Below are 18,695 nucleotides of genomic sequence, written 5' to 3'. Positions count from 1 at the left end.
AATTGTCAGGTTCAGGAATCGATCCACCCCCAGCCCATGCCCTTTGTCGTCACCGAAAACTGCATCAAGTGCAAACACACCGATTGCGTGGAAGTGTGCCCCGTGGATTGCTTCCACGAGGGCCCGAACTTCCTGGTGATCGACCCGGATGAGTGCATCGACTGCACCCTCTGCGAGCCGGAGTGCCCGGTCAACGCGATCTTCCCGGAGGACGATGTCCCCGCCGGGCAGGAAGGCTTCGTCGCCCTCAATGCCGAACTGGCAAAGGAGTGGCCGGTGCTGACCGTGCGCAAGGACCCGCCCGCCGACGCTGGCGAATGGGACGGCAAGCCGGACAAGCTGAAGCTGCTGGAGCGCTGAGAAGCGCTCACTGCGGCAACGGAAAAGGGCGCCGAGGGCGCCCTTTTCTGTTCTTCGGCAGATGCCAACCGCGGTTGGCACAGAAGCGTCGACCAAGGTCGACCTCCACCAGGGCACGTCATCCGGTAGGTGCCAACCTTGGTTGGCACAGAAGCGCCGACCAAGGTCGGCCCCTACCCGGGCACGTGCGGACCTGGGCCCGCACCCACCCGACCGGCGCTTACTGGGCCAGCTTCGCCTTCAGCGCGGCAATCAGCTTGACCGGCGCTTCGGCCGTGGCCGGCAGGCCACGCGGGTCGACCGCGGAGATGTAGGCGCCGGCGTCGACCGCAACCACGCGGACCAGGAAGTTGCTGCCTTCGTAGGCCACGTCGTACGAGCCCAGCAGCTGCGCGCGGCTGGCGATGGTCACGCCTTCCACGCCTTCCAGCGCGGTGCCGACCTTGGCGAAGGCTTCATCCTTGCCGCCGGCGATGGTGAAACCGGTGTTGCCCACGGCCGGGGCCGCAGCCACCGGCGCCGCCGGCTTGGTCGCCGAAGCCAGCGTCGGCACCTTGTTGTCGGAGGTGGCGTTGGGCAGGTTCAGGTCCGGCGGCACTTCCAGCGGACGCATTTCCGGGGCCAGGGCGTAGTCGCCCTTGACGCCACGCTTGAAGCAACCAGTGGTGCCGGCCGCGACAGCTACAGCAAGCAGGGCGTAGGACAGCACGCGGACGGTGGAAACGGATTGACGCATGTGAATCTCCTGGGTCAGACCAAGACGAAAGGTCAGTGGCTGGAAAGGGCTTCGAGGGCGGCGATGTCGCCGGCAAGATGGTCGGCAGCCGCATGATGCGCCGCCGACAGCGGCAGCAGCGGCAGGCGCAGGTCGTGGCCGATGCCGATGCGGCGCAGCAGCGCCTTGACCGGAATCGGGTTCGGCTCGACACCGCAGAAGTCGTGGAATGGCTGCAGGCGCGCATCCCACGACCCGGTGGCTTCGTGGTCATGGGCGGCGGCCAGCTCGCACATGCGGCGGTAGGCGCCGGGCAGCACGTTGGAACCGACCGAGACCAGGCCGTCGATACCGGCCTGGATCGAGCGCGCGGCCGTGCCGTCATCGCCACTGAGCACCGCGAACTGCGGGCTGCGCAGCGCCAGCAGCGCCTGCACCCGGCCGGTGTCGCCCACCGCTTCCTTGATGCCGACGATATTGGGATGGCCGGCCAGTTCGGCCACGGTCTCCGGCTGCATGTCGCAACCGGTGCGGCCGGGCACGTTGTACAGCACGACCGGCAGCCCGCCCTGGTCGGCAACCGCGCGGTAGTGTGCGATCAGGCCGGCCTGGGTCGGCCGCACGTACGGCGGGGTGACCACCAGCGCGTGGCTGGCACCCAGCGCGGCGGCGCGGCGGGTCTGTTCGATGGTTTTGGCCGTACCCGACAGGCCGGTACCGGCCATGACCGGGATGCGGCCGCCGATGCGCTCGACCGCGCTGGCCAGCAGCAGGTCGTACTCGGCATCGGTGAGGGTCGCCGCTTCACCGGTCGAGCCGGCTACGACAACGCCATGGACGCCACCTTCCAGTTGCAGGTGCAGCAGGCGCTGCCAACCGTCGGGATCGAGGGCGCCGTCGGCCCGGAACGGGGTCGCCAGCGCGGTGATGAGGCCGGAAAGGGACAAGGACGTGCTGCTCTTGGCTGGGAAGGGAAAACGCCCGCCACGAAAGGCCGGGGGCGACCTGAATGTTACTTGCGGCGCGAAAGCACGGGCAAGTATGCTGGACACCGGTGGATCCCCGCCTCTGGCGGGCATTCAGACTAACGCATGCATTACCCGGAATCGCCTTGACCGACACCACCCCGCGCCCCGCGCCGAGCGAAAACCACCTCCTGATCAACGCCTATACGACGCATCCGGAGTCTCCCCTGCTGTCCGTCACCCGCCGCATTGCCGACAGCGGCTGCAATCTGGTGGACGCGCGCCTGGCCACGGTCGGCCGCGATGTCTCGGTCACCGCCCTGGCCACCGGCTCCTGGGACTCGGTGGCCAAGCTGGAAGCGATGCTGACCCGGCTGGAGCGCGAGGAAGGCCTGAAGCTGGTCTGGTACCGCACCGCTGCCAAGCAGGCGCAGTCCAACCTCCTGCCCTACATCGTCGAAGTGATCGCCGCCGACAAGCCGGGCATCCTGTTCCAGCTGGCCGATTTCTTCGACCGCCAGGGCATCACCATCGAGAACCTGCAGAGCACGCGCTACCGCGCCATGCAGACCGGTGCGGAAATGTTCAGTGCGCAGGTCACCATCGGCGTGCCGGCCAACATGCACATCGCCGCGCTGCGCGACGATTTCCTTGAATTCTGCGACCACCTGAACCTGGACGCGATCATGGACCCGATGAAGTTCTGAATGAATTCCTGATTTTTCGCGCGTCCCTCACGGGCGCGTGGCGTTTCATGCAATTGTCGTAGAAAGAACCCAGGCTCGACAGAAGGACCTCATGAACAACGGCGACACCCTGGACAGCACCATCCTCTCCCTGCCGCTGGCCCTGTCCGGTGGCGACCAGGCCACTCTCGGCGATTACGCCGGCCACTGGCTGGTGCTGTACTTCTATCCCAAGGACAGCACCCCCGGCTGCACCACCGAAGGCATCGACTTCAACGCGCTGCTGCCGAAGTTCCGCAAGGCCGGTGCGGTCGTGCTCGGTGTCTCGCGCGATTCGGTGAAGTCGCACGACAACTTCTGCGCCAGGCAGGGCTTCAACTTCCCGCTGGTCAGTGATGGCGACGAAGCGCTGTGCAGCGCCTTCGACGTGATCAAGATGAAGAACATGTACGGCAAGCAGGTACGTGGCATCGAGCGCAGCACCTTCCTGATTTCCCCCGACAGCCGCATCGTGCAGTCCTGGCGCAAGGTCAAGGTTGCCGGCCATGCCGATGCCGTTCTCGCCGAACTGAAGGCCTCCCAGTCCAAGTGAGTCCCACTGCCTACTGTGTCTGCCATCACCCTGCCCTGCGGCAGGCCGTGATGGTTTTTCCCTGTCCGTAACCAGGAATCGACGATGACCCGAGGCAAGCGCATCTACGTGCTGGATACCAACGTGCTGATGCACGATCCCACCGCGCTGTTCAAATTCGAGGAGCACGACGTTTACCTGCCCATGCAGGTGATCGAGGAGCTGGACAACGGCAAGAAGGGCACCTCCGAAGCGAGCCGCAATGCCCGCCAGGTGAGCCGCTTCCTCAACGAGCTGGTGCAGGCGTCCGGCCTGGACAACCTGGCCGACGGCATTCCGCTGCAGCGTCCCAATGGGCTGCAGCTGCGCGGCAAGCAGAGCGCCGGCAAGCTGCGCTTCCAGACCAGCCATTTCGACGCCGGGAAGAGCTTCGGCCAGGTGATCCCGGACAACGCCATTCTCGGCGCGATCCTGGCGCTGAAGGAAGAAACCCCGGACCTGCCGGTGGTGTTCGTTTCCAAGGACATCAACCTGCGGATCAAGGCGGCGATCGCCGGCATCGTGTCCGAGGACTACGAGAACGATCGCGCGCTGGACGATTTCAGCCTGCTCTACACCGGCGCCACCGAGCTGCCGGAAGACTTCTGGAAGCGCCACGGCGAAGACCTGCGCAGCTGGAGCGACAAGGGCCGTACCCATTACGAAATCCAGGCCCAGGACGGCGAGGAGTGGTACCCGAACCAGTACGTCTACCTGCCCGGCGAAGATGAAGTCGAGCTGCGCGTCAGCCGCGTGGTCGGCGACGGCAAGGTGGTGCTGTCGCTGGTCGACGATTTCCGCCATGGCAGCCATGCCGTGTGGGGCATCAGCGCACGCAACCGCGAGCAGAACTTCGCGCTCAACGCGCTGATGGATCCGGAGATCGACTTCGTTACCCTGCTCGGCACCGCCGGCACCGGCAAGACCCTGCTGGCACTGGCTGCCGGCCTGGCGCAGACGATGGACCAGCAGCGCTACCGCGAGATCATCATGACCCGCGCCACGGTCAGCGTCGGCGAGGACATCGGCTTCCTGCCCGGCACCGAGGAAGAGAAGATGACACCGTGGATGGGCGCGCTGACCGACAACCTGGAAGTGCTGACGCACAACCAGGAAGGCGGCACCTGGGGCCGCCAGGCGACCAACGACCTGCTCGCCAGCCGCATCAAGATCCGCTCGATGAACTTCATGCGCGGCCGCACCTTCCTGTCGCGCTACCTGATCCTGGACGAGGCGCAGAACCTCACCCCGAAGCAGATGAAGACACTGATCACCCGTGCCGGCCCCGGCACCAAGATCGTCTGCCTGGGCAACGTCGAGCAGATCGACACCCCGTACCTGACCGAGACCACCTCGGGCCTGACCTACGCGGTGGATCGCTTCAAGAACTGGCCGCACAGCGCGCATATCACCCTGCGCCGAGGCGAGCGCTCGCGCCTGGCCGATTACGCTTCGGAGGTATTGTGAGCCGCTGCGCCCGACTGCTGCTGCCCACGGCTGCGATCGCCCTCGCAGCCGCGCTGGGTGCCTGCACCACCACGCGCGGCCCGGCCAGCGTGCCGACCGCCGAACGTACCGGACAGTCCTGGGTGGTCACCCGCCCGATCATCGCCGCGCAGGTGCTCGACACCTGCTCGCGCCCCAGCCCCGGCCGCGAGGCCGGGCGGGTCAGCGGCTACTGGGCGCCCAGCCGGCAACAGATCGATCAGCTGGAAGCGAAGCTGTCCTCGCTTGAGGCGCAGGTGCCGAAGGTGCTGGACTTTGATCGCCAGTACGTCGGCATCGAAAGTGCCGGCAAGCGGCTGATCTACATCAACGCCTTCCACCTGCCCGACGACAGCGGCATCAATCCGGCCCGTGAAGCGATCCGCGTCTGCGATGGCGGCGCACAGTTCTGGGGCGCCGTGTTCGATCCGACCGGCAACACCTTCAGCGAGCTGCAGTTCAACGGCGGCTTCGGCGGGCCCTGAGCGGCCCCGTCGATGGGAATACGTCTACCCACGTGGGTCTGGATCGGTGCGGTTGCGCTCTCGTGCGTGGCCGGCATGGTCAACGTGGTTGGTTTTCTGGGTTTTGAGCACCAGGCGGTCAGCCACATGACCGGCAGCACCAGCCAGCTGGGCATGGCGCTGGCCCAGGGCGACTGGCGTGCGGTCGGGCACCTGTGGGGGCTGTTGATCGCCTTCTCGCTGGGCGCGATGCTCAGTGGTCTGTTGATCCAGGACAGCGCCCTGCAGCTGGGGCGTCGTTACGGCGTCGCGCTGGCGCTGGAATCGGCGCTGCTGCTGGTGGCCATTCCGCTGTTTGAACAGCACCAGATCTGGGGCGCGCTGGCCGCCGCCATGGCCTGCGGCCTGCAGAATGCGATGGCCACCACCTTCAGCGGCGCGGTAGTGCGCACAACCCACCTCAGCGGCATGTTCACCGACCTCGGCATCGGCCTCGGACACCTGCTGCGCGGCCTGCCACTGCAGATTCGCCGCCTGACCCTCAGTGGCCTGATCATCAGCGGCTTCCTCGCCGGCGGCATCCTCGGCGCCTGGCTGTTCGTACGCTGGCAGTACGACGCCCTGCTCGCCCCCGCCCTGCTGACCGGCCTGACCGGGCTGGGCTATGTGCTGTACCAGCAGTGGGCGCGCTGGCGGCATTGAGTTGAAGCGCATCCACGCATGGCGTGGATCTACCTTCCCCAGCGGGACCACGGCACAATCGCTGGATGAGCCCGACCACTCCCGTATCCGCCCTCACCATCGCCGGCTCCGACTCCGGCGGTGGTGCTGGAATCCAGGCCGACCTGAAGGCGTTCGCTGCACATCGCGTGCATGGCCTCTCGGCGATCGCCGCGCTGACCGCACAGAACACCCGCGGCGTGACCGCCGTGCACGTGCCGCCGATCGACTTCCTGCGTGCGCAGCTGGAGGCCTGCTTCGACGATTTCGATATCCACGCGGTGAAGCTCGGCATGCTGGCCAACGCGGAGGTGATCAACGTCGTTGCCGACGCACTGCAGCGCCATCGCCCGCCACACGTGGTGCTGGACCCGGTGATGGTCGCCACCAGCGGCGCACGCCTGCTGGAGGACAGCGCATTGCAGGCCATGCGTGAGCGGTTGATCCCGCTGGCCACGCTGATCACCCCGAACACACCGGAAGCAGAGCTGCTGGTTGGCCGGAAAATCAGCAACGGCAATGATGCCGAGCAGGCCGCCAGCGCCCTGCTCGACCTCGGTGCGGGTGCTGTTCTACTCAAAGGCGGCCATCTGCAGGAGGGCAACCGTGTGATCGACCGCTATTTCGATGGCGTCAGCAGCGAAGAGTTCATCCACGCCCGCCTGCCGCTGGATGCGCACGGCACCGGCTGCACGCTGGCCTCGGCCATCGCCGCGCAGCTGTGCAACGGGCTGAGCCTGGCCAATGCCTGCGAGGCCGGCATCGACTATGTCGCGCGCGGGCTGCAGAGGGGCTACGCCCCCGGCCGCAGCGAAGTGCTGGTGCTCGATCACTTCGGCGCGGCACCGCACGCATGAGCCTCACACCGGACACGCTTGCCGTGCAGTGCGACGATGGCCATCGCTACGAGGTGATTGCCTGCGTGCCTGAACAGCCCATCGCGCGCCTGCTGTGGCTGCCGGCACTGGGCGTGGCCGCACGCCACTACCTGCCGCTGGCACAGGCACTGGCGGCCAGGGGCGTGGCGGTCTACCTGCATGAGTGGCGCGGCAACGGCAGCAGCTCGCTGCGCCCGTCACGCGCGCGGGACTGGGGCTATCGCGAGGTACTCGAACAGGATCTGCCGGCCAGCCAGGCCGTGCTGGCTACAGCGGATGACGAAGCTGGCCCCCTGCCGTGGATCATCGGTGGCCACAGCCTGGGCGGGCAGCTGGCCTGCGTGCATGCCGGCCGTACTCCGCAGCATTTCAACCGGCTTTGGCTGGCGGCCAGTGGCTCGCCGTTCTGGCGCGGCTTTCCGCCACCGCGTGGCTGGCTTCTGCCGTTGGTCTACCGCTTCCTGCCGTGGATCGCGCAGCGCCAGGGCGTGCTGCATGGCCGGCGCCTCGGCTTCGGTGGCACCGAAGCGCGCGGACTGATCGCCGACTGGGCGCGCGTCGGCCTGAACAACCACTACGCCGCCGTCGGCATGAGCGAAGACCTCGATGCGCAGATGGCGCGCGTGCATGGCAGCGCGCAGGCGGTGCTGATGGAACACGACTGGTTGGCACCGACCGGATCGATGCAGACGCTGCTGGCGAAGCTGCCGAATGTGGACGCGCAGCTGCGCGTGCTGTCCGCGCAGGAACTGGGCACGCATGCCGATCATTTCGCATGGCTGAAAGCCCCGGACGCCGTGGCTGACTGCTTTTTCATTCAGTTGGGTGAAAATTTTCACAAAACTGTTGACGGTGCGCGCCGACATCCGCATAATTCCGCTCCTGTCGCAGGGCGCCCGTAGCTCAGTTGGATAGAGTACCTGGCTACGAACCAGGCGGTCGGGAGTTCGAATCTCTCCGGGCGCACCACTCGACAGGTTTCCAGCATCCGCCGCTGGAAATGCAGTAAAATCTGGCAGTAAGTTGATTGTGTACCGCGCGCCCGTAGCTCAGTTGGATAGAGTACCTGGCTACGAACCAGGCGGTCGGGAGTTCGAATCTCTCCGGGCGCACCATACACAGTCAGCACAACAAGTTTATGTAATTGGCGCCCGTAGCTCAGTTGGATAGAGTACCTGGCTACGAACCAGGCGGTCGGGAGTTCGAATCTCTCCGGGCGCACCATACACAGTCAGCACAACAAGTTTATGTAATTGGCGCCCGTAGCTCAGTTGGATAGAGTACCTGGCTACGAACCAGGCGGTCGGGAGTTCGAATCTCTCCGGGCGCACCATTACACCGAAACAGCAGGCCTCGGCCTGCTGTTTTTTTATGCGTGTTTTTCGGCAGGGCTGCGCCCTGCACCTGCAGATGCTCCAAGCCAAAGCAACGGCAACAGCAACGGCAAAAGCTGGCATTCCGTGGGTTGGCGGGGCGGTGCCGGAGTGCGGGGACGCCGCAAGTACGTCCATGTAGGCTTGGCAGCCGCATCCATGCGGCTGACACCCCGCACTCCGACACCGCCCCACCTTCGACAGGTTCACGCGGCTGTTGGTAGGTGTCGACCTTGGTCGACACATCTGTCAGATATCGAATGAATTCATCCACGCATGGCGTGGATCTACCGTATCGACCAAGGTCGACACCTACCAGAGCAGTACGCCGTTCCGACAGATCGCGGAAAACTGTCGAAGGCGGGGTGGGTCCGGTTGCGGGGGCGTGAGCCGCATGGATGCGGCGACCGAGCTTACATGGACGTACTTGCAGCGGCCCCCGCAACCGGACCCACCCCGCCATCCATCAGGAAACCTGCTTTTGCTTTTGCTTTTGAGGTTGCCGGCCAGCGGCCGGCACTACCAGGGGTGCAGGGCGCAGCCCTGCCGTACACCTACCCCCCGGCCATGGCCTGCCACCACTGCGACAGCAGCTCCGGCCTGCGCAGGCGCTCTCGCCACCAGCGCAGTGCCGCGCCATCCTCACCCGTGCGCCAGGCCAGCCAGAAGGTCTCTTCCGGCTTGTGTTCCTCCACCTCGCGGATCACCAGCTGGCCGCGGGCCACCGCCGCGCGCGCGCACGGCTCGGGCAGGAAACCGAAGCCCACGCCTTCGCATTGCAGCTTCAGCTTGCTGGCCATGTCCGGCACGGTCAGCATCTCCTGCCCCATCAACAGGCCCACCGTGCGCGGCAGCAGCCGGCGCGCCGAATCGGAAACGGCAATCGCGCAGTGCTCGACCAGCTGCTCGCGACCGAGCACGCCCGGCACGTTGGCCAACGGATGATCCGGCGCGACCGCGAACACGAACGCCACCGTACCCAGCGGCTCGACCACATAACCACCGCCACTGGGGCCCTCGCCCGGTGCGCCCACCAGCAGGTCGGCACGTCTGTCGAGCAGGGCCTCCCAGGTGCCGGACAGGGCCTCGCCGATCAGCCGCAGCCGGGTCGGCGCCTCCGCCTCACGAAACGCGGCGATATCCGGACCCAGCAGCCAGGTCGGGAACACCGAGTCCACCGCCAGGGTCAGTTCGGTCTCCCAGCCCGATGCCACCCGGCGCACCCGCAGCTCCAGCTCGCGGGCCGCGCGCAGCAGGTGCCGCCCCTCGTCCAGCAACGCGCGGCCGGCCTCGGTCGGCTCGGCACGCGGCCCGACCCGGTCGAACAGCTGCACGCCCAGGTCCTCCTCCAGCTTGGCCACGGTGTAGGAGATGGTCGAGGGCACCTTGTGCAGGGCCTTGCCGGCGCCGGCGAACGAGCCGCGGCGGTCGATGGCATCGAGGATCTGCAGGGCATCGAGGCTGAGCTTGAGCATTCGAATTTTTCGATGATGGCTGTCAAAACTATCCGTTTTTCAAACCCCGGGCGCAAGCGGATACTTCTCTCCAACGGGAAAACACGGCGACTACCGCCCCACCCCGCCCAATCGAAACCATCGAACAAGGAGATTCCATCATGCTGCAGATCCGCAAGAGCGCTACCCGTGGCCTGGCCGAGCATGGCTGGCTGTCCTCGCGCCATACCTTCTCCTTCGCCAACTACTACGACCCCCGCTACGTCAGCTTCGGCCCGCTGCGGGTGATCAACGAAGACAAGGTGATCGGCGGCCAGGGCTTCGGCACCCACAGCCACAGCAACATGGAGATCGTTTCCTATGTGCTGGGCGGCGCGCTGGAGCACAAGGACTCGATGGGCACCGGTTCGGTGCTGCGCTACGGCGACGTGCAGCGCATGAGCGCCGGCAGCGGTGTCAGCCACAGCGAGTTCAACCACTCGGCCGACGAGACCGTGCATTTCCTGCAGATCTGGATCTTCCCGGATGCGGAGAACATCACCCCGTCCTACGAGGAGACCCACTTCACGCCGGACAGCAAGCGCGGCCAGCTGCGCCTGATCGCTTCGCCGGACGGTGCCGACGGTTCGCTGCGCATCCACCAGGATGCCCGCATCTTCGCCACCATCCTCGATGGCGGCCAGAAGCTGCACCATGCGCTCGGCAACGGTCGTGGCGCCTACGTGCAGGTGGCCCGTGGCCAGTTGCAGGTGAACGGCATCACCCTTGAAGCCGGTGATGCGCTGCAGGTCAGCGACGAAGCGCAGCTGACCCTGGAAAACGGCAACGACGCCGAAGTGCTGGTGTTCGACCTGCCGCTGTAACCATGGCGCCCGCGATGCCATGACGCATCGCGGGCGTTCTCGCGCAACGGCGGGTGTCAGAACCTGTACGTCATCGCCAGACGTACATTGCGCGGCTCACCCCAGGTGTACGTGCTGTACCAGCTGAAGATGGTGTAATAGCGCTTGTCGAGCAGGTTGTTGACGTTGAGCGTGGCCGACAGGCGATCGTTGAATTCATAGCGCGCCATCGCATCCAGCAACCAGTATGGCTGGGTGCGATGCACCACCTTGGCCTGCGTGGCCGGGTTGGTGATCTCGCCGAAGGTGGAATCCTGCCAGCGCGCGCCACCGCCCAGCGTCAGCCCCTTCCAGTCGCCACGCAGGCGATAGCTGGTGTGCAGGCTGAACTGGTTTTCCGGCTCCAGCGTGGTCACCTTGCCACCGGCCTGGCGCGCGATCTTGTGCGAGAACCCACCCTGCACCTGCCAGCCCTCGGCCAGCTGGCCCGACATTTCCAGCTCGTAGCCCTTGGTCCGCACGCCCATCAAGGCACGATAGGCATCCTGTCCATCCGGTGTCTTGCCGCCGGTGGGCTGGGCGAAGTTGTCCTGGTCAAGCTGGAACAGCGCTGCACTGGCGTTGAACCGGCCATCGAGGAACTCGGCCTTCAGGCCCATCTCGTAGCTGCGGCCTTCCAGCGGATCCAGCGCCTTGCCCTGCTCGTCACGCTCGCCCTGTGGCTTGAAGATGGTGCTGTAGCTGGCGTACACCGAATAGTGCTCGCCGAGGTCGTAGACCACGCCGGCATACGGCACGAACACGCCGGTCTCGCGGGTCTGCGGCGAGCGGTAGCTGGCCAGGCGGCTGCCAACGATCAGCTTCAGCGGATCGGCCAGGTCAAAACGGCCGACCACATACAGGCCGTTCTCACGGGTCACCTCATTGTTGTCGTAGCTGCGCTGCCATTGCGGCTCGGCGATGTCGCCCCGCCATGCACGGTAGTCCGGCACCTCGGTCGGATAGCCGGGCTGCGGCGAATAACCGGTATTGGTCCAGCGCTTGCGCGAGGCACTACCGCCCACCACCAGCTCATGCTCGCGGCCGAACAGGCCGAAATGACCGCTCAGGTAGAAGTCGGCAGCGTTGCTGACGGTCTTGCCGACATACTTGCCCAGCCACAACGACACGCCTTCACCAGTGACCGGATCAGGATTTCCACCCGCCGCCCCGGCCAGCGCGGCGTCATAGCCGTTGACCTGGTGGTTGAGCTGCAGCTTGGCGACCCAGTCGTTGGCGAAGGTGTGTTCCAGCGTGGCAAAGCCGGTACGCACGTACTGGCGCCAGCCGCTCCAGCGGGTGCCGTTGTTGAACGAGCGCGGCATGTCATTGAAGTTGCCGGCACTGTCCAGCAGCGGAATACCGCCCCAGGTCGAACCCTTCGGATCGCTGTCCATCGCATCGCCACCCACGGTCAGCAGAGTGCGCTCGCCCAGATCGGCTTCCAGCACTGCGTAGCCGACCTTGCTGGTGCGCTGGTAGTGGTCGAGGTTGGAATGCTTGTCCTGCCACGCACCGACCGCGCGGCCGCGCACGCGCCCATCGGCGGTCAATGGGCCACCCACATCGAGCTCGGCACGGTAGTCGTCCCAGCGACCGAGGCCCAGCGTCGCGCTGCCGGCGAAGTCCTTGCCCGGCTTCTTGCGCACCAGGTTGATGGTCGCGCCGGGATCGCCCATGCCGGTCAACAGGCCGGTAGCGCCCTTGAGCACTTCGATGCGGTCGTAGATGGCGGTGTCGCTGAGCGTGTTGCCGGCCGAATAGGCCGAGTCACGCGACATCGGGATACCGTCGTACTGGAAGTTCTGCACGGCGAAACCACGTGCGTAGTACTCGGTGCGCTCGCTGTCGTAGGTGACGATGCTGATGCCCGGGGTCACCCGCATCACGTCATCGATGCCGTGCAGGCCAAAGTCATCCATCTCCGCACGGGTGATCACGCTGATGGTCTGCGGTGTCTGTCGCGGGGTCAGCACCAGGCGGGTGGCGGTAGCGATGGTGCCAGGTGTGTAGGCGCCGCTGCCTTCGGTGATGGTACCCAGCTGGTTGGCGGTGACCTGTACGGTCTGCAGGGTCTGCGAGGCGGGCGACTGCGTGGCCTTGTCGCCGTCATCGGTGGACTGAGCGCCGGCGCTGCCGCTGCCGGCCAGTGCAGCGATCAGCAGGCTCTGTGCGAGCGCCTGCGGCAGCGGGCGGCGGCGCAACAGCGAAGACGGGATACGGGCAACGGGTACGGACAGCACGACTGGACCTCCACGATCGGGTGGGATCCTCTGGCGACGGCTGGAGGGGATGGGGATTCGGCCGGGTGGCCGCAGGCGCAGGAGTGTACTCCCCTGCGCCCCGGCTGTCGTGCGATGTGCTGTCGTGCGTCGCGCTGCCGCGGGATCAGCTGCCGATGGCGGCGCAGGCCTCCAGGATCAGCGCGGTTACTTCCTTCGGCTGCGAGGCCAGCGAGGCATGGCTGGCATCCAGCTCCAGCAGTCGCTTGGGCTGCATGCGGGTGGCCATGGCTTTCTGGTTTTCCGGCGCGATCATGCGGTCATGGCGGGACAACTGGTACCAGCTGGGCCGGTGCTTCCACGCCGGGTCACTGACCGCATCGCCGAAGGTGCTGGCCAGCGGCGCCTTCTGGGTCACTGCCATCACCCGGCCTTCGTCGTCGCTCAGGTCCTGGCAGAAACTCTCATGGAACTTGTCCGCACGCAGCCACAGGTAGCCATCGCTGTCCGGTGCGAGGTTCGGCGCCGCCTCCGGCAGGTGCTGCTGGGTGATGCCGCCCGGGCTCTCGCCGGCATCCGGGGCAAAGGCCGCGATATAGACCAGCCCCTTCACGTTGGCCTCGTTGCCGGCCTGGCTGATCACTGCGCCACCATAGGAATGGCCGACCAGCAGCACCGGCCCGTCGATCTGCCGGATCATCTTCTGGGTGCGTCCTGCATCGTCGGCCAGCGAGGTGAGTGGCAGTTCCACCGCCTGCACGCGGTCATGGCCGTTGCGATGCAGTTCCAGGATCACCTTGGCCCAGTGTGCGGCCCCGCCCCAGAATCCATGGACGAGGAGGATGGTCGGTGTCGTGCTCATGTACGGATCTCCGGCAGCGGCCGGCGGAATGCCGACCGTGCAGCCACTGTCCGTGGGCGGCGTTAACCACTGGTGACGCAATCGGGTCACTGCAATCGTATGCGTCGTCCAATGTCATGCATGGCACTTGCCGATCCCGTCTGAAACCGTTTCCATGGACGTTCCTCTGGAGCTTCACGTCGCGCATGACGCCTTCATCCCCGCTTGCCCAGCAGCACGCGACCCGTGCCGCCTTCTTCATTCCCGGATTCGCCACCGCCGCGTGGGCGCCGATGGTGCCCTACGCCAAGGCCAAGGCCGGGCTGTCCGACGCCAGCCTTGGCGCGGTGCTGCTGTGCCTGGGCCTGGGCTCGCTGCTGGCGATGCCATTGGCGGGCGCACTGACCGGGCGACTGGGCTGCCGTCGGGTGATGGTCATCACCTGCGCGATGATGTTGTGCGCGCTGCCCCTGCTGGTACTGGCCCCTTCACCCATGGCACTGGGCGCGGCGCTGTTCGTGTTCGGCGCCGGCGTAGGGGCACTGGACTGTGCGATGAACATGCAGGCGGTGGCCGTCGAGCGTGATGCCGGGCGCGCGATGATGTCCGGCTTCCACGCCTTCTACAGCATCGGCGGCTTCGTTGGTGCCGGCTGCATGACCGGCCTGCTGATCCTGGGGACGCCGCTGTGGCTGGCGGCGCTGGTGTCGGTTGCCGCCCTGCTGCTGGTCGCAGTCCTGTCGGCGCCGCACTGGCGACCGCAGCGCATCCTGCATGAAGGCCCCCTGCTGGCGTTGCCGCATGGCGTGGTGCTGTTCATCGGTGTGCTGGCGTTCGTGGTGTTCCTTGCCGAGGGCTCAATGCTGGACTGGAGCGCGGTGTTCCTGGCGGAAGTGCGGCAGGTGCCGCGCGACCAGGCCGGCGCGGGCTTCGCGGTGTTCACGCTGGCGATGACCGCGATGCGCCTGTTCGGCGATGGCATCGTCGAGCGCCTCGGGCGAACCCGCACGATCGTCATCGGTGGCATCACTGCGGCCGCCGGTTTCGGCCTGGCCACGCTGGTACCGTCGTTCCCGGTGGCGCTGGCCGGCTACGTCCTGGTCGGGCTGGGCTGCGCCAACATCGTGCCGGCGCTGTTCTCGATGGCCGGCCAGCAACGTGTGATGCCGGAGAGCATCGCCATCACCGCGGTGACCACGCTGGGCTACGCCGGCATCCTCGCCGGCCCGGCTGCGATCGGTGCGCTCGCGCATGTGACCAGCCTCGGCTTCGCCTTCCTGTGCGTGGCCGCGTTGCTGCTCGGCGTGGCCGCGTCCGCACGCTCACTGGCACGCCGCCTGCCCTGACAGAAAAAGGGGACGGAGGGGATTAAGTCGTATCTGCCTCGGGTGTGCTGCAAACGACTTAATCCCCTCCGTCCCCTTTTTTGTTCAACCGCGCGTTGGAGACTTCGGCGAAGTATCGGCGTCGTGCACCAGCCACTCGGCCTGCGCCGGCAGCTGCGGGGCCGGGCACGCGCTCTTCGGGTGGTGCTCGTCGCGCGCCATCCAGTCATCGACCACGCCGGCCAGCAGGTCCAGCCGCAGCGGCAGGGTGATGTGGTCCTCGCCACGCATCTCGATGTAGTGCGCGCGCGGATTGGCCTGTGCCAGCTCGCGGCCCTGGCTGACCGGAATGTGCTGGTCGCCCTGCCCGTGCAGCAGCAGCACGCAGGCACGGGTATCGGCCAGCGCGCGCGCCACGTCCACCCTATCCAGATCGACATCGATGCGGCGGCTGGCTGCAGCGATCACCTGGTTGATGTCCTGGCCGCCGTAGCGCCAGCGCGCGTAGGACGCCACCGCCTGCGCCTTCAGGCCTTCCGGTTGCAACCCCATCAGGTGCGGGATCATGGTACGGATCGCCACCCCGGCATTGGCGAACGACTCCATCGCCACCACGCCGGCCACCTGGTCACCCAGCTTGTCGGCGGTGAACACCGCGGTGGCGGCACCGTAGGAGACTCCGAACAGGTACAGCGGTCCAGTGATCTCGCCGCGCGCGCGCAGTTCGCCGATCACATCGACGACGTCGTCGGATTCATAGGTGCCATAGCCGGACGGACCTGCACCGGACTGGCCGTGGTTGCGCAGATCCAGGGTGACCACGCGGTAGCCTGATTCGGCCAGCTGCAGCGACCACGGCAGCATCGAATCACCGTTCATCATCCAGCCGTGCAGCAGCACCACGGTGCCGCGTGGCGCCTGCGCGCGGAACGGCTGCGGCACGGCCAGGCTCAGCCCGGTATCCAGCGGCAGGCCGTTCTCGTGACGCTGCGGCAGGTAGTCGTAGCGCGCGCCATAGTCACCGGCATCGAACACGCGCCAGAAGATCGGCACGCCATCGCGGCCCGGTGCGAAGCCATGGCGGTTGGGCAGTTCGGCGATGGCCGCGGCGATGCGCGGGCGATCAAGCAGGGTCGACACGCCACCTGGCGCGATCAGCCTGTCGGCAAGCGAGGTGGATGAGGCATTGATCGAGGAAGAGCATGCAGCCAGCCACAGGCCGGCGCACGCCAGCAACAGCAGCAGCAGGCGCTTCATATCACGTCGTAGGGGTAAATCAGACAGGCTGCGACGTTAACGCCTCAATCGCCCGGCCATCTATCGCGCGCGGATGACGGCTTGATGACAACGCAGGAACGATTCAGCTTGGTGTACAAGCTGTATCCGTTCAGTCATTGATCCGGATCAATGAACGCGACGGCCGGATTGCCCACAGTGCCGCCATGCGCACCTCGCTCAAGCTCGCCATTGCCCTGGCCGCCACGCTGGCCGCCGCCTACGGCATCGCCCGCACCACGCCCTACTGGTTCGCACCGCGACAGACGGCGCAGGTCGACATCCACGATCCAGCCCTCATCGCGCAGGGACAATACCTGTCGCGCGCCGCCGACTGCGCGGCCTGCCATACCGCGCCGGGCGGCAAGCCGTTCGCCGGTGGCCTCGGCATGCAGACGCCGATGGGCACGATCTACTCGACCAACATCACGCCCGACCCGGACACTGGCATCGGCGCCTACGACTACGCCGACTTCGAACGCGCCGTACGCCGCGGCATCCGCCACGATGGTCAGCCGCTGTATCCGGCGATGCCGTATGCCTCGTACGTGATCGCCAGCGACGCCGAGATCAAGGCGCTGTACGCCTATTTCATGGGCTCGGTGCAGCCGGTGAGGCAGGACAACGCCGACAGCACGATTCCATGGCCGGCCAACATGCGCTGGCCGCTGTCGTGGTGGCAGCTGCTGTTCGCGCGCCCGCGCAGTTTCAGCCCGGACCCGTCGCTGGATGCCGGCCAGCAGCGCGGTGCCGAACTGGTGGAAGGCCTGGCCCATTGCGGTGCCTGTCACACCCCACGCGGCCTGGCGTTCCAGGAAAAGGCGATGGCCGACGATGGCAGCCGCCAGTTCCTGTCCGGCTCGGTGCTGGAAGGCTGGTACGCGAAGAACCTGCGCAACGAGTCGACCGGCCTGGCCAGCTGGAGTGAAGGTGAGATCGTCGACTTCCTGCGCACCGGCCGCACCGATCGCTCGGCGGCCTTCGGCGGCATGGCCGACGTGGTCGAACACAGCACGCAGTACCTGTCCGACGCCGACCTGCTGGCGATGGCGCGCTATCTGAAACAGCTGCCGGCGCGCGAGGGTCGCAGCGCACAGGGGTCGGCCGGCACCGACACCACCACCGCCGCGCTGCGCAATGGCGACTACCGCGTGGCCGGCTCGCTGGCCTATGCCGAGCACTGCCAGGCCTGCCACCGCGCAGATGGCCGCGGCATGCCACGCGTATACCCGGCGCTGGCCGGCAACTCGATCGTATTCGCCGATGATCCGAGCTCGCTGGTGCAGGTGACCCTGATCGGCGGTCGCACGCCGCACACCCCGCATGACCGCATGGCATTCACCATGCCGGGCTTCGAGCAGCTGCCGAACGCACAGCTGGCACAGATCCTGACCTTCATCCGCAGCAGCTGGGGAAACCAGGCCAGCGCGGTCAGCGAGGTCGACGTGGCACGCATGCGCCGGGTGGTGCGCGACAAGCCGGTGCACCACGTTCCGCAGGAGGCCGCACGATGAAGCGCTCGCGCAAGCATTCCCGCCTGCTGTTTGGCAGTGCGATCGCCGCCCTGGTGCTGGCGGGTGCCGGCACCCTCGCCTATCGCCATCTCTACCCGGATCTGGATGCCGCTGCGGCCAGCACGATCGACATGCTCGATGCGCAGGGCAAGGTGGTCGGCCACTACCAGCCGCCCAGCGCCGAAGAGATCGCCGCGCTCGGCAACGCCGAGTCGGTGATGCTCGGGCGCCGCCTTCTCAATGAGACCGCGCGGCTGCTGCCGGACAATGTCGGCAACGATCTGAACTGCAATTCGTGCCACATGGCCGAGGGCAAGCGCCCCTTCGGCAACCACTACTTCAATACCGGTGGGGGTGCCTATCCGCGCTACATGCCGCGCCCGGGCAAGGTGATCGGGCTGACCGAGCGCATCAACGGCTGCCTGCAGCGTTCGATGAACGGCAAGCCGCTACCGAAGGACTCGCCGCAGATGCGCGCGATGCTCGACTACATGGCATGGCTGAGCAGTCCGGTGCCCGAGGGCGCCCGCGTCGCTGCGCCCAGTGAAGGGCCGATCGACAGCACGCTGACCCCGGACCCGATCCGCGGCCAGGCACTGTACGCCGCCCAGTGTGCGGCCTGCCATGGCGACAACGGCGAAGGCCGGCGTGATGCCAGCGGTGACATCGCCTTCCCGCCGCTGTGGGGCGAACACAGCTTCAACATCGGCGCTGGCATGGCCCGGCTGTACAAGGCCGCCGGCTTCGTCAAGCACAACATGCCACCGGCGGTAACCCGCGAGCTGCCGCTGGGGCAGCAGGTGATGCCCGACCAGGATGCGGTGGACATCGCCAGCTACTTCATCAACCAGCCGCGGCCGGACTTCGCCAACAAGAGCAAGGACTGGCCGCGCGACCCGAAACCCAGGGACGCGCGGTACTGAGCAG

18 protein-coding genes and 4 tRNA genes are annotated in these 18,695 nt (G+C 66.6%); 16 read left to right on the top strand and 6 right to left on the bottom strand.

Features of this window, described 5'->3' with window-relative positions:
* Nucleotides 1-36 precede the first annotated feature (36 nt).
* A complete protein-coding gene (fdxA, locus tag N440_RS05640; protein WP_005409054.1) occupies nucleotides 37-360 on the top strand; it encodes a ferredoxin FdxA in 324 nt (107 codons plus the stop codon).
* 220 nt (nucleotides 361-580) lie between these two features.
* Here the strand turns inward: fdxA and N440_RS05635 are convergent, their stop codons facing one another.
* Together N440_RS05635 and dapA are read right to left on the bottom strand one after the other, a co-directional pair.
* Nucleotides 581-1,096 carry a hypothetical protein gene (locus tag N440_RS05635; protein ID WP_006432432.1) on the bottom strand — a complete coding sequence of 172 codons (516 nt, stop codon included), beginning with the start codon at nucleotides 1,094-1,096 and terminating at the stop codon, nucleotides 581-583.
* 32 nt (nucleotides 1,097-1,128) lie between these two features.
* Entirely contained in the window at nucleotides 1,129-2,022 is an 894-nt protein-coding gene (gene dapA / locus N440_RS05630) for a 4-hydroxy-tetrahydrodipicolinate synthase (protein WP_133934368.1), read from the bottom strand.
* A gap of 164 nt (nucleotides 2,023-2,186) precedes the next feature.
* Here dapA and N440_RS05625 point away from each other — a divergent pair, with 164 nt between their 5' ends.
* The 11 genes from N440_RS05625 (at nucleotide 2,187) to N440_RS05575 (ending at nucleotide 8,216) form a co-directional block, all read left to right on the top strand.
* Entirely contained in the window at nucleotides 2,187-2,747 is a 561-nt protein-coding gene (locus tag N440_RS05625) for a glycine cleavage system protein R (RefSeq protein ID WP_005409051.1), read from the top strand.
* A 91-nt stretch (nucleotides 2,748-2,838) separates the two neighbouring features.
* Nucleotides 2,839-3,318, top strand: coding sequence for a peroxiredoxin (locus N440_RS05620; protein ID WP_133934367.1), 480 nt, complete (start codon nucleotides 2,839-2,841; stop codon nucleotides 3,316-3,318).
* An 84-nt stretch (nucleotides 3,319-3,402) separates the two neighbouring features.
* Nucleotides 3,403-4,803: a PhoH family protein gene (locus N440_RS05615; RefSeq protein ID WP_006432428.1), complete on the top strand. Its 1,401-nt coding sequence runs from the start codon at nucleotides 3,403-3,405 to the stop codon at nucleotides 4,801-4,803.
* Nucleotides 4,800-5,306, top strand: coding sequence for a hypothetical protein (locus tag N440_RS05610; protein WP_133934366.1), 507 nt, complete (start codon nucleotides 4,800-4,802; stop codon nucleotides 5,304-5,306). Before N440_RS05615 ends, N440_RS05610 begins: the two co-directional genes overlap by 4 nt.
* Before the next feature lie 12 nt (nucleotides 5,307-5,318).
* Nucleotides 5,319-5,987, top strand: coding sequence for a YoaK family protein (locus tag N440_RS05605; protein ID WP_133934365.1), 669 nt, complete (start codon nucleotides 5,319-5,321; stop codon nucleotides 5,985-5,987).
* 65 nt (nucleotides 5,988-6,052) lie between these two features.
* Nucleotides 6,053-6,862: a bifunctional hydroxymethylpyrimidine kinase/phosphomethylpyrimidine kinase gene (gene thiD, locus N440_RS05600; protein WP_133934364.1), complete on the top strand. Its 810-nt coding sequence runs from the start codon at nucleotides 6,053-6,055 to the stop codon at nucleotides 6,860-6,862.
* Entirely contained in the window at nucleotides 6,859-7,785 is a 927-nt protein-coding gene (locus tag N440_RS05595) for an alpha/beta fold hydrolase (protein WP_133934363.1), read from the top strand. The genes thiD and N440_RS05595 overlap by 4 nt, the downstream gene beginning before the upstream one ends.
* Nucleotides 7,776-7,852: transfer RNA gene (locus N440_RS05590), tRNA-Arg, on the top strand. The genes N440_RS05595 and N440_RS05590 overlap by 10 nt, the downstream gene beginning before the upstream one ends.
* 69 nt (nucleotides 7,853-7,921) lie before the next feature.
* Nucleotides 7,922-7,998, top strand: a tRNA-Arg gene (locus N440_RS05585).
* 32 nt (nucleotides 7,999-8,030) lie between these two features.
* A tRNA-Arg gene (locus N440_RS05580) sits at nucleotides 8,031-8,107 on the top strand.
* 32 nt (nucleotides 8,108-8,139) lie between these two features.
* Nucleotides 8,140-8,216, top strand: a tRNA-Arg gene (locus N440_RS05575).
* A 594-nt stretch (nucleotides 8,217-8,810) separates the two neighbouring features.
* On the opposite strand, the gene N440_RS05565 is transcribed toward N440_RS05575, so the two are convergent.
* Nucleotides 8,811-9,731 carry a LysR family transcriptional regulator gene (locus N440_RS05565; protein ID WP_133934362.1) on the bottom strand — a complete coding sequence of 307 codons (921 nt, stop codon included), beginning with the start codon at nucleotides 9,729-9,731 and terminating at the stop codon, nucleotides 8,811-8,813.
* Between the two features lie 140 nt (nucleotides 9,732-9,871).
* Here N440_RS05565 and N440_RS05560 point away from each other — a divergent pair, with 140 nt between their 5' ends.
* Nucleotides 9,872-10,573, top strand: a complete 702-nt coding sequence (locus tag N440_RS05560; protein WP_049457850.1) for a pirin family protein — start codon at nucleotides 9,872-9,874, stop codon at nucleotides 10,571-10,573.
* A 56-nt stretch (nucleotides 10,574-10,629) separates the two neighbouring features.
* Here N440_RS05560 and N440_RS05555 read toward each other — a convergent pair whose 3' ends face one another.
* Together N440_RS05555 and N440_RS05550 are read right to left on the bottom strand one after the other, a co-directional pair.
* The gene (locus N440_RS05555) at nucleotides 10,630-12,834 is read right to left on the bottom strand and encodes a TonB-dependent siderophore receptor (RefSeq protein WP_133934361.1); all 2,205 of its coding nucleotides are present in this window, start codon (nucleotides 12,832-12,834) and stop codon (nucleotides 10,630-10,632) included.
* A gap of 145 nt (nucleotides 12,835-12,979) precedes the next feature.
* Complete coding sequence (locus tag N440_RS05550; protein ID WP_133934360.1) at nucleotides 12,980-13,675, bottom strand: alpha/beta hydrolase; 696 nt, start codon at nucleotides 13,673-13,675, stop codon at nucleotides 12,980-12,982.
* 185 nt (nucleotides 13,676-13,860) lie between these two features.
* On the opposite strand from N440_RS05550, the gene N440_RS05545 reads away from it, so the two are divergent.
* Complete coding sequence (locus N440_RS05545; protein WP_133934359.1) at nucleotides 13,861-15,000, top strand: MFS transporter; 1,140 nt, start codon at nucleotides 13,861-13,863, stop codon at nucleotides 14,998-15,000.
* 84 nt (nucleotides 15,001-15,084) lie between these two features.
* On the opposite strand, the gene N440_RS05540 is transcribed toward N440_RS05545, so the two are convergent.
* Nucleotides 15,085-16,236: an alpha/beta fold hydrolase gene (locus tag N440_RS05540; RefSeq protein WP_133934358.1), complete on the bottom strand. Its 1,152-nt coding sequence runs from the start codon at nucleotides 16,234-16,236 to the stop codon at nucleotides 15,085-15,087.
* A 185-nt stretch (nucleotides 16,237-16,421) separates the two neighbouring features.
* Between N440_RS05540 and N440_RS05535 the strand changes: the two genes are divergently transcribed.
* On the top strand, nucleotides 16,422-17,768 hold the full coding sequence (locus N440_RS05535) for a cytochrome c (protein ID WP_133934357.1): 1,347 nt from the start codon (nucleotides 16,422-16,424) through the stop codon (nucleotides 17,766-17,768).
* Nucleotides 17,765-18,691, top strand: coding sequence for a c-type cytochrome (locus N440_RS05530; RefSeq protein ID WP_133934356.1), 927 nt, complete (start codon nucleotides 17,765-17,767; stop codon nucleotides 18,689-18,691). The genes N440_RS05535 and N440_RS05530 overlap by 4 nt, the downstream gene beginning before the upstream one ends.
* Nucleotides 18,692-18,695 lie beyond the last annotated feature (4 nt).

Source organism: Stenotrophomonas sp. CC22-02, assembly GCF_004365115.1.
Taxonomy (GTDB): Bacteria; Pseudomonadota; Gammaproteobacteria; order Xanthomonadales; family Xanthomonadaceae; genus Stenotrophomonas; species Stenotrophomonas forensis.
Note: the sequence above shows the minus strand (reverse complement) of the source record. Positions and strands in the feature narration are given on the sequence as shown.

Coding starts and splice junctions, on each gene's coding strand:
- fdxA (WP_005409054.1), top strand. CDS start 37: ATGCCCTTTGTCGTCACCGAAAACTGCATCAAGTGCAAACACACCGAT.
- N440_RS05635 (WP_006432432.1), bottom strand. CDS start 1,096: ATGCGTCAATCCGTTTCCACCGTCCGCGTGCTGTCCTACGCCCTGCTT.
- N440_RS05620 (WP_133934367.1), top strand. CDS start 2,839: ATGAACAACGGCGACACCCTGGACAGCACCATCCTCTCCCTGCCGCTG.
- N440_RS05615 (WP_006432428.1), top strand. CDS start 3,403: ATGACCCGAGGCAAGCGCATCTACGTGCTGGATACCAACGTGCTGATG.
- N440_RS05605 (WP_133934365.1), top strand. CDS start 5,319: ATGGGAATACGTCTACCCACGTGGGTCTGGATCGGTGCGGTTGCGCTC.
- thiD (WP_133934364.1), top strand. CDS start 6,053: ATGAGCCCGACCACTCCCGTATCCGCCCTCACCATCGCCGGCTCCGAC.
- N440_RS05595 (WP_133934363.1), top strand. CDS start 6,859: ATGAGCCTCACACCGGACACGCTTGCCGTGCAGTGCGACGATGGCCAT.
- N440_RS05565 (WP_133934362.1), bottom strand. CDS start 9,731: ATGCTCAAGCTCAGCCTCGATGCCCTGCAGATCCTCGATGCCATCGAC.
- N440_RS05560 (WP_049457850.1), top strand. CDS start 9,872: ATGCTGCAGATCCGCAAGAGCGCTACCCGTGGCCTGGCCGAGCATGGC.
- N440_RS05550 (WP_133934360.1), bottom strand. CDS start 13,675: ATGAGCACGACACCGACCATCCTCCTCGTCCATGGATTCTGGGGCGGG.
- N440_RS05545 (WP_133934359.1), top strand. CDS start 13,861: ATGACGCCTTCATCCCCGCTTGCCCAGCAGCACGCGACCCGTGCCGCC.
- N440_RS05540 (WP_133934358.1), bottom strand. CDS start 16,236: ATGAAGCGCCTGCTGCTGCTGTTGCTGGCGTGCGCCGGCCTGTGGCTG.
- N440_RS05535 (WP_133934357.1), top strand. CDS start 16,422: ATGCGCACCTCGCTCAAGCTCGCCATTGCCCTGGCCGCCACGCTGGCC.
- N440_RS05530 (WP_133934356.1), top strand. CDS start 17,765: ATGAAGCGCTCGCGCAAGCATTCCCGCCTGCTGTTTGGCAGTGCGATC.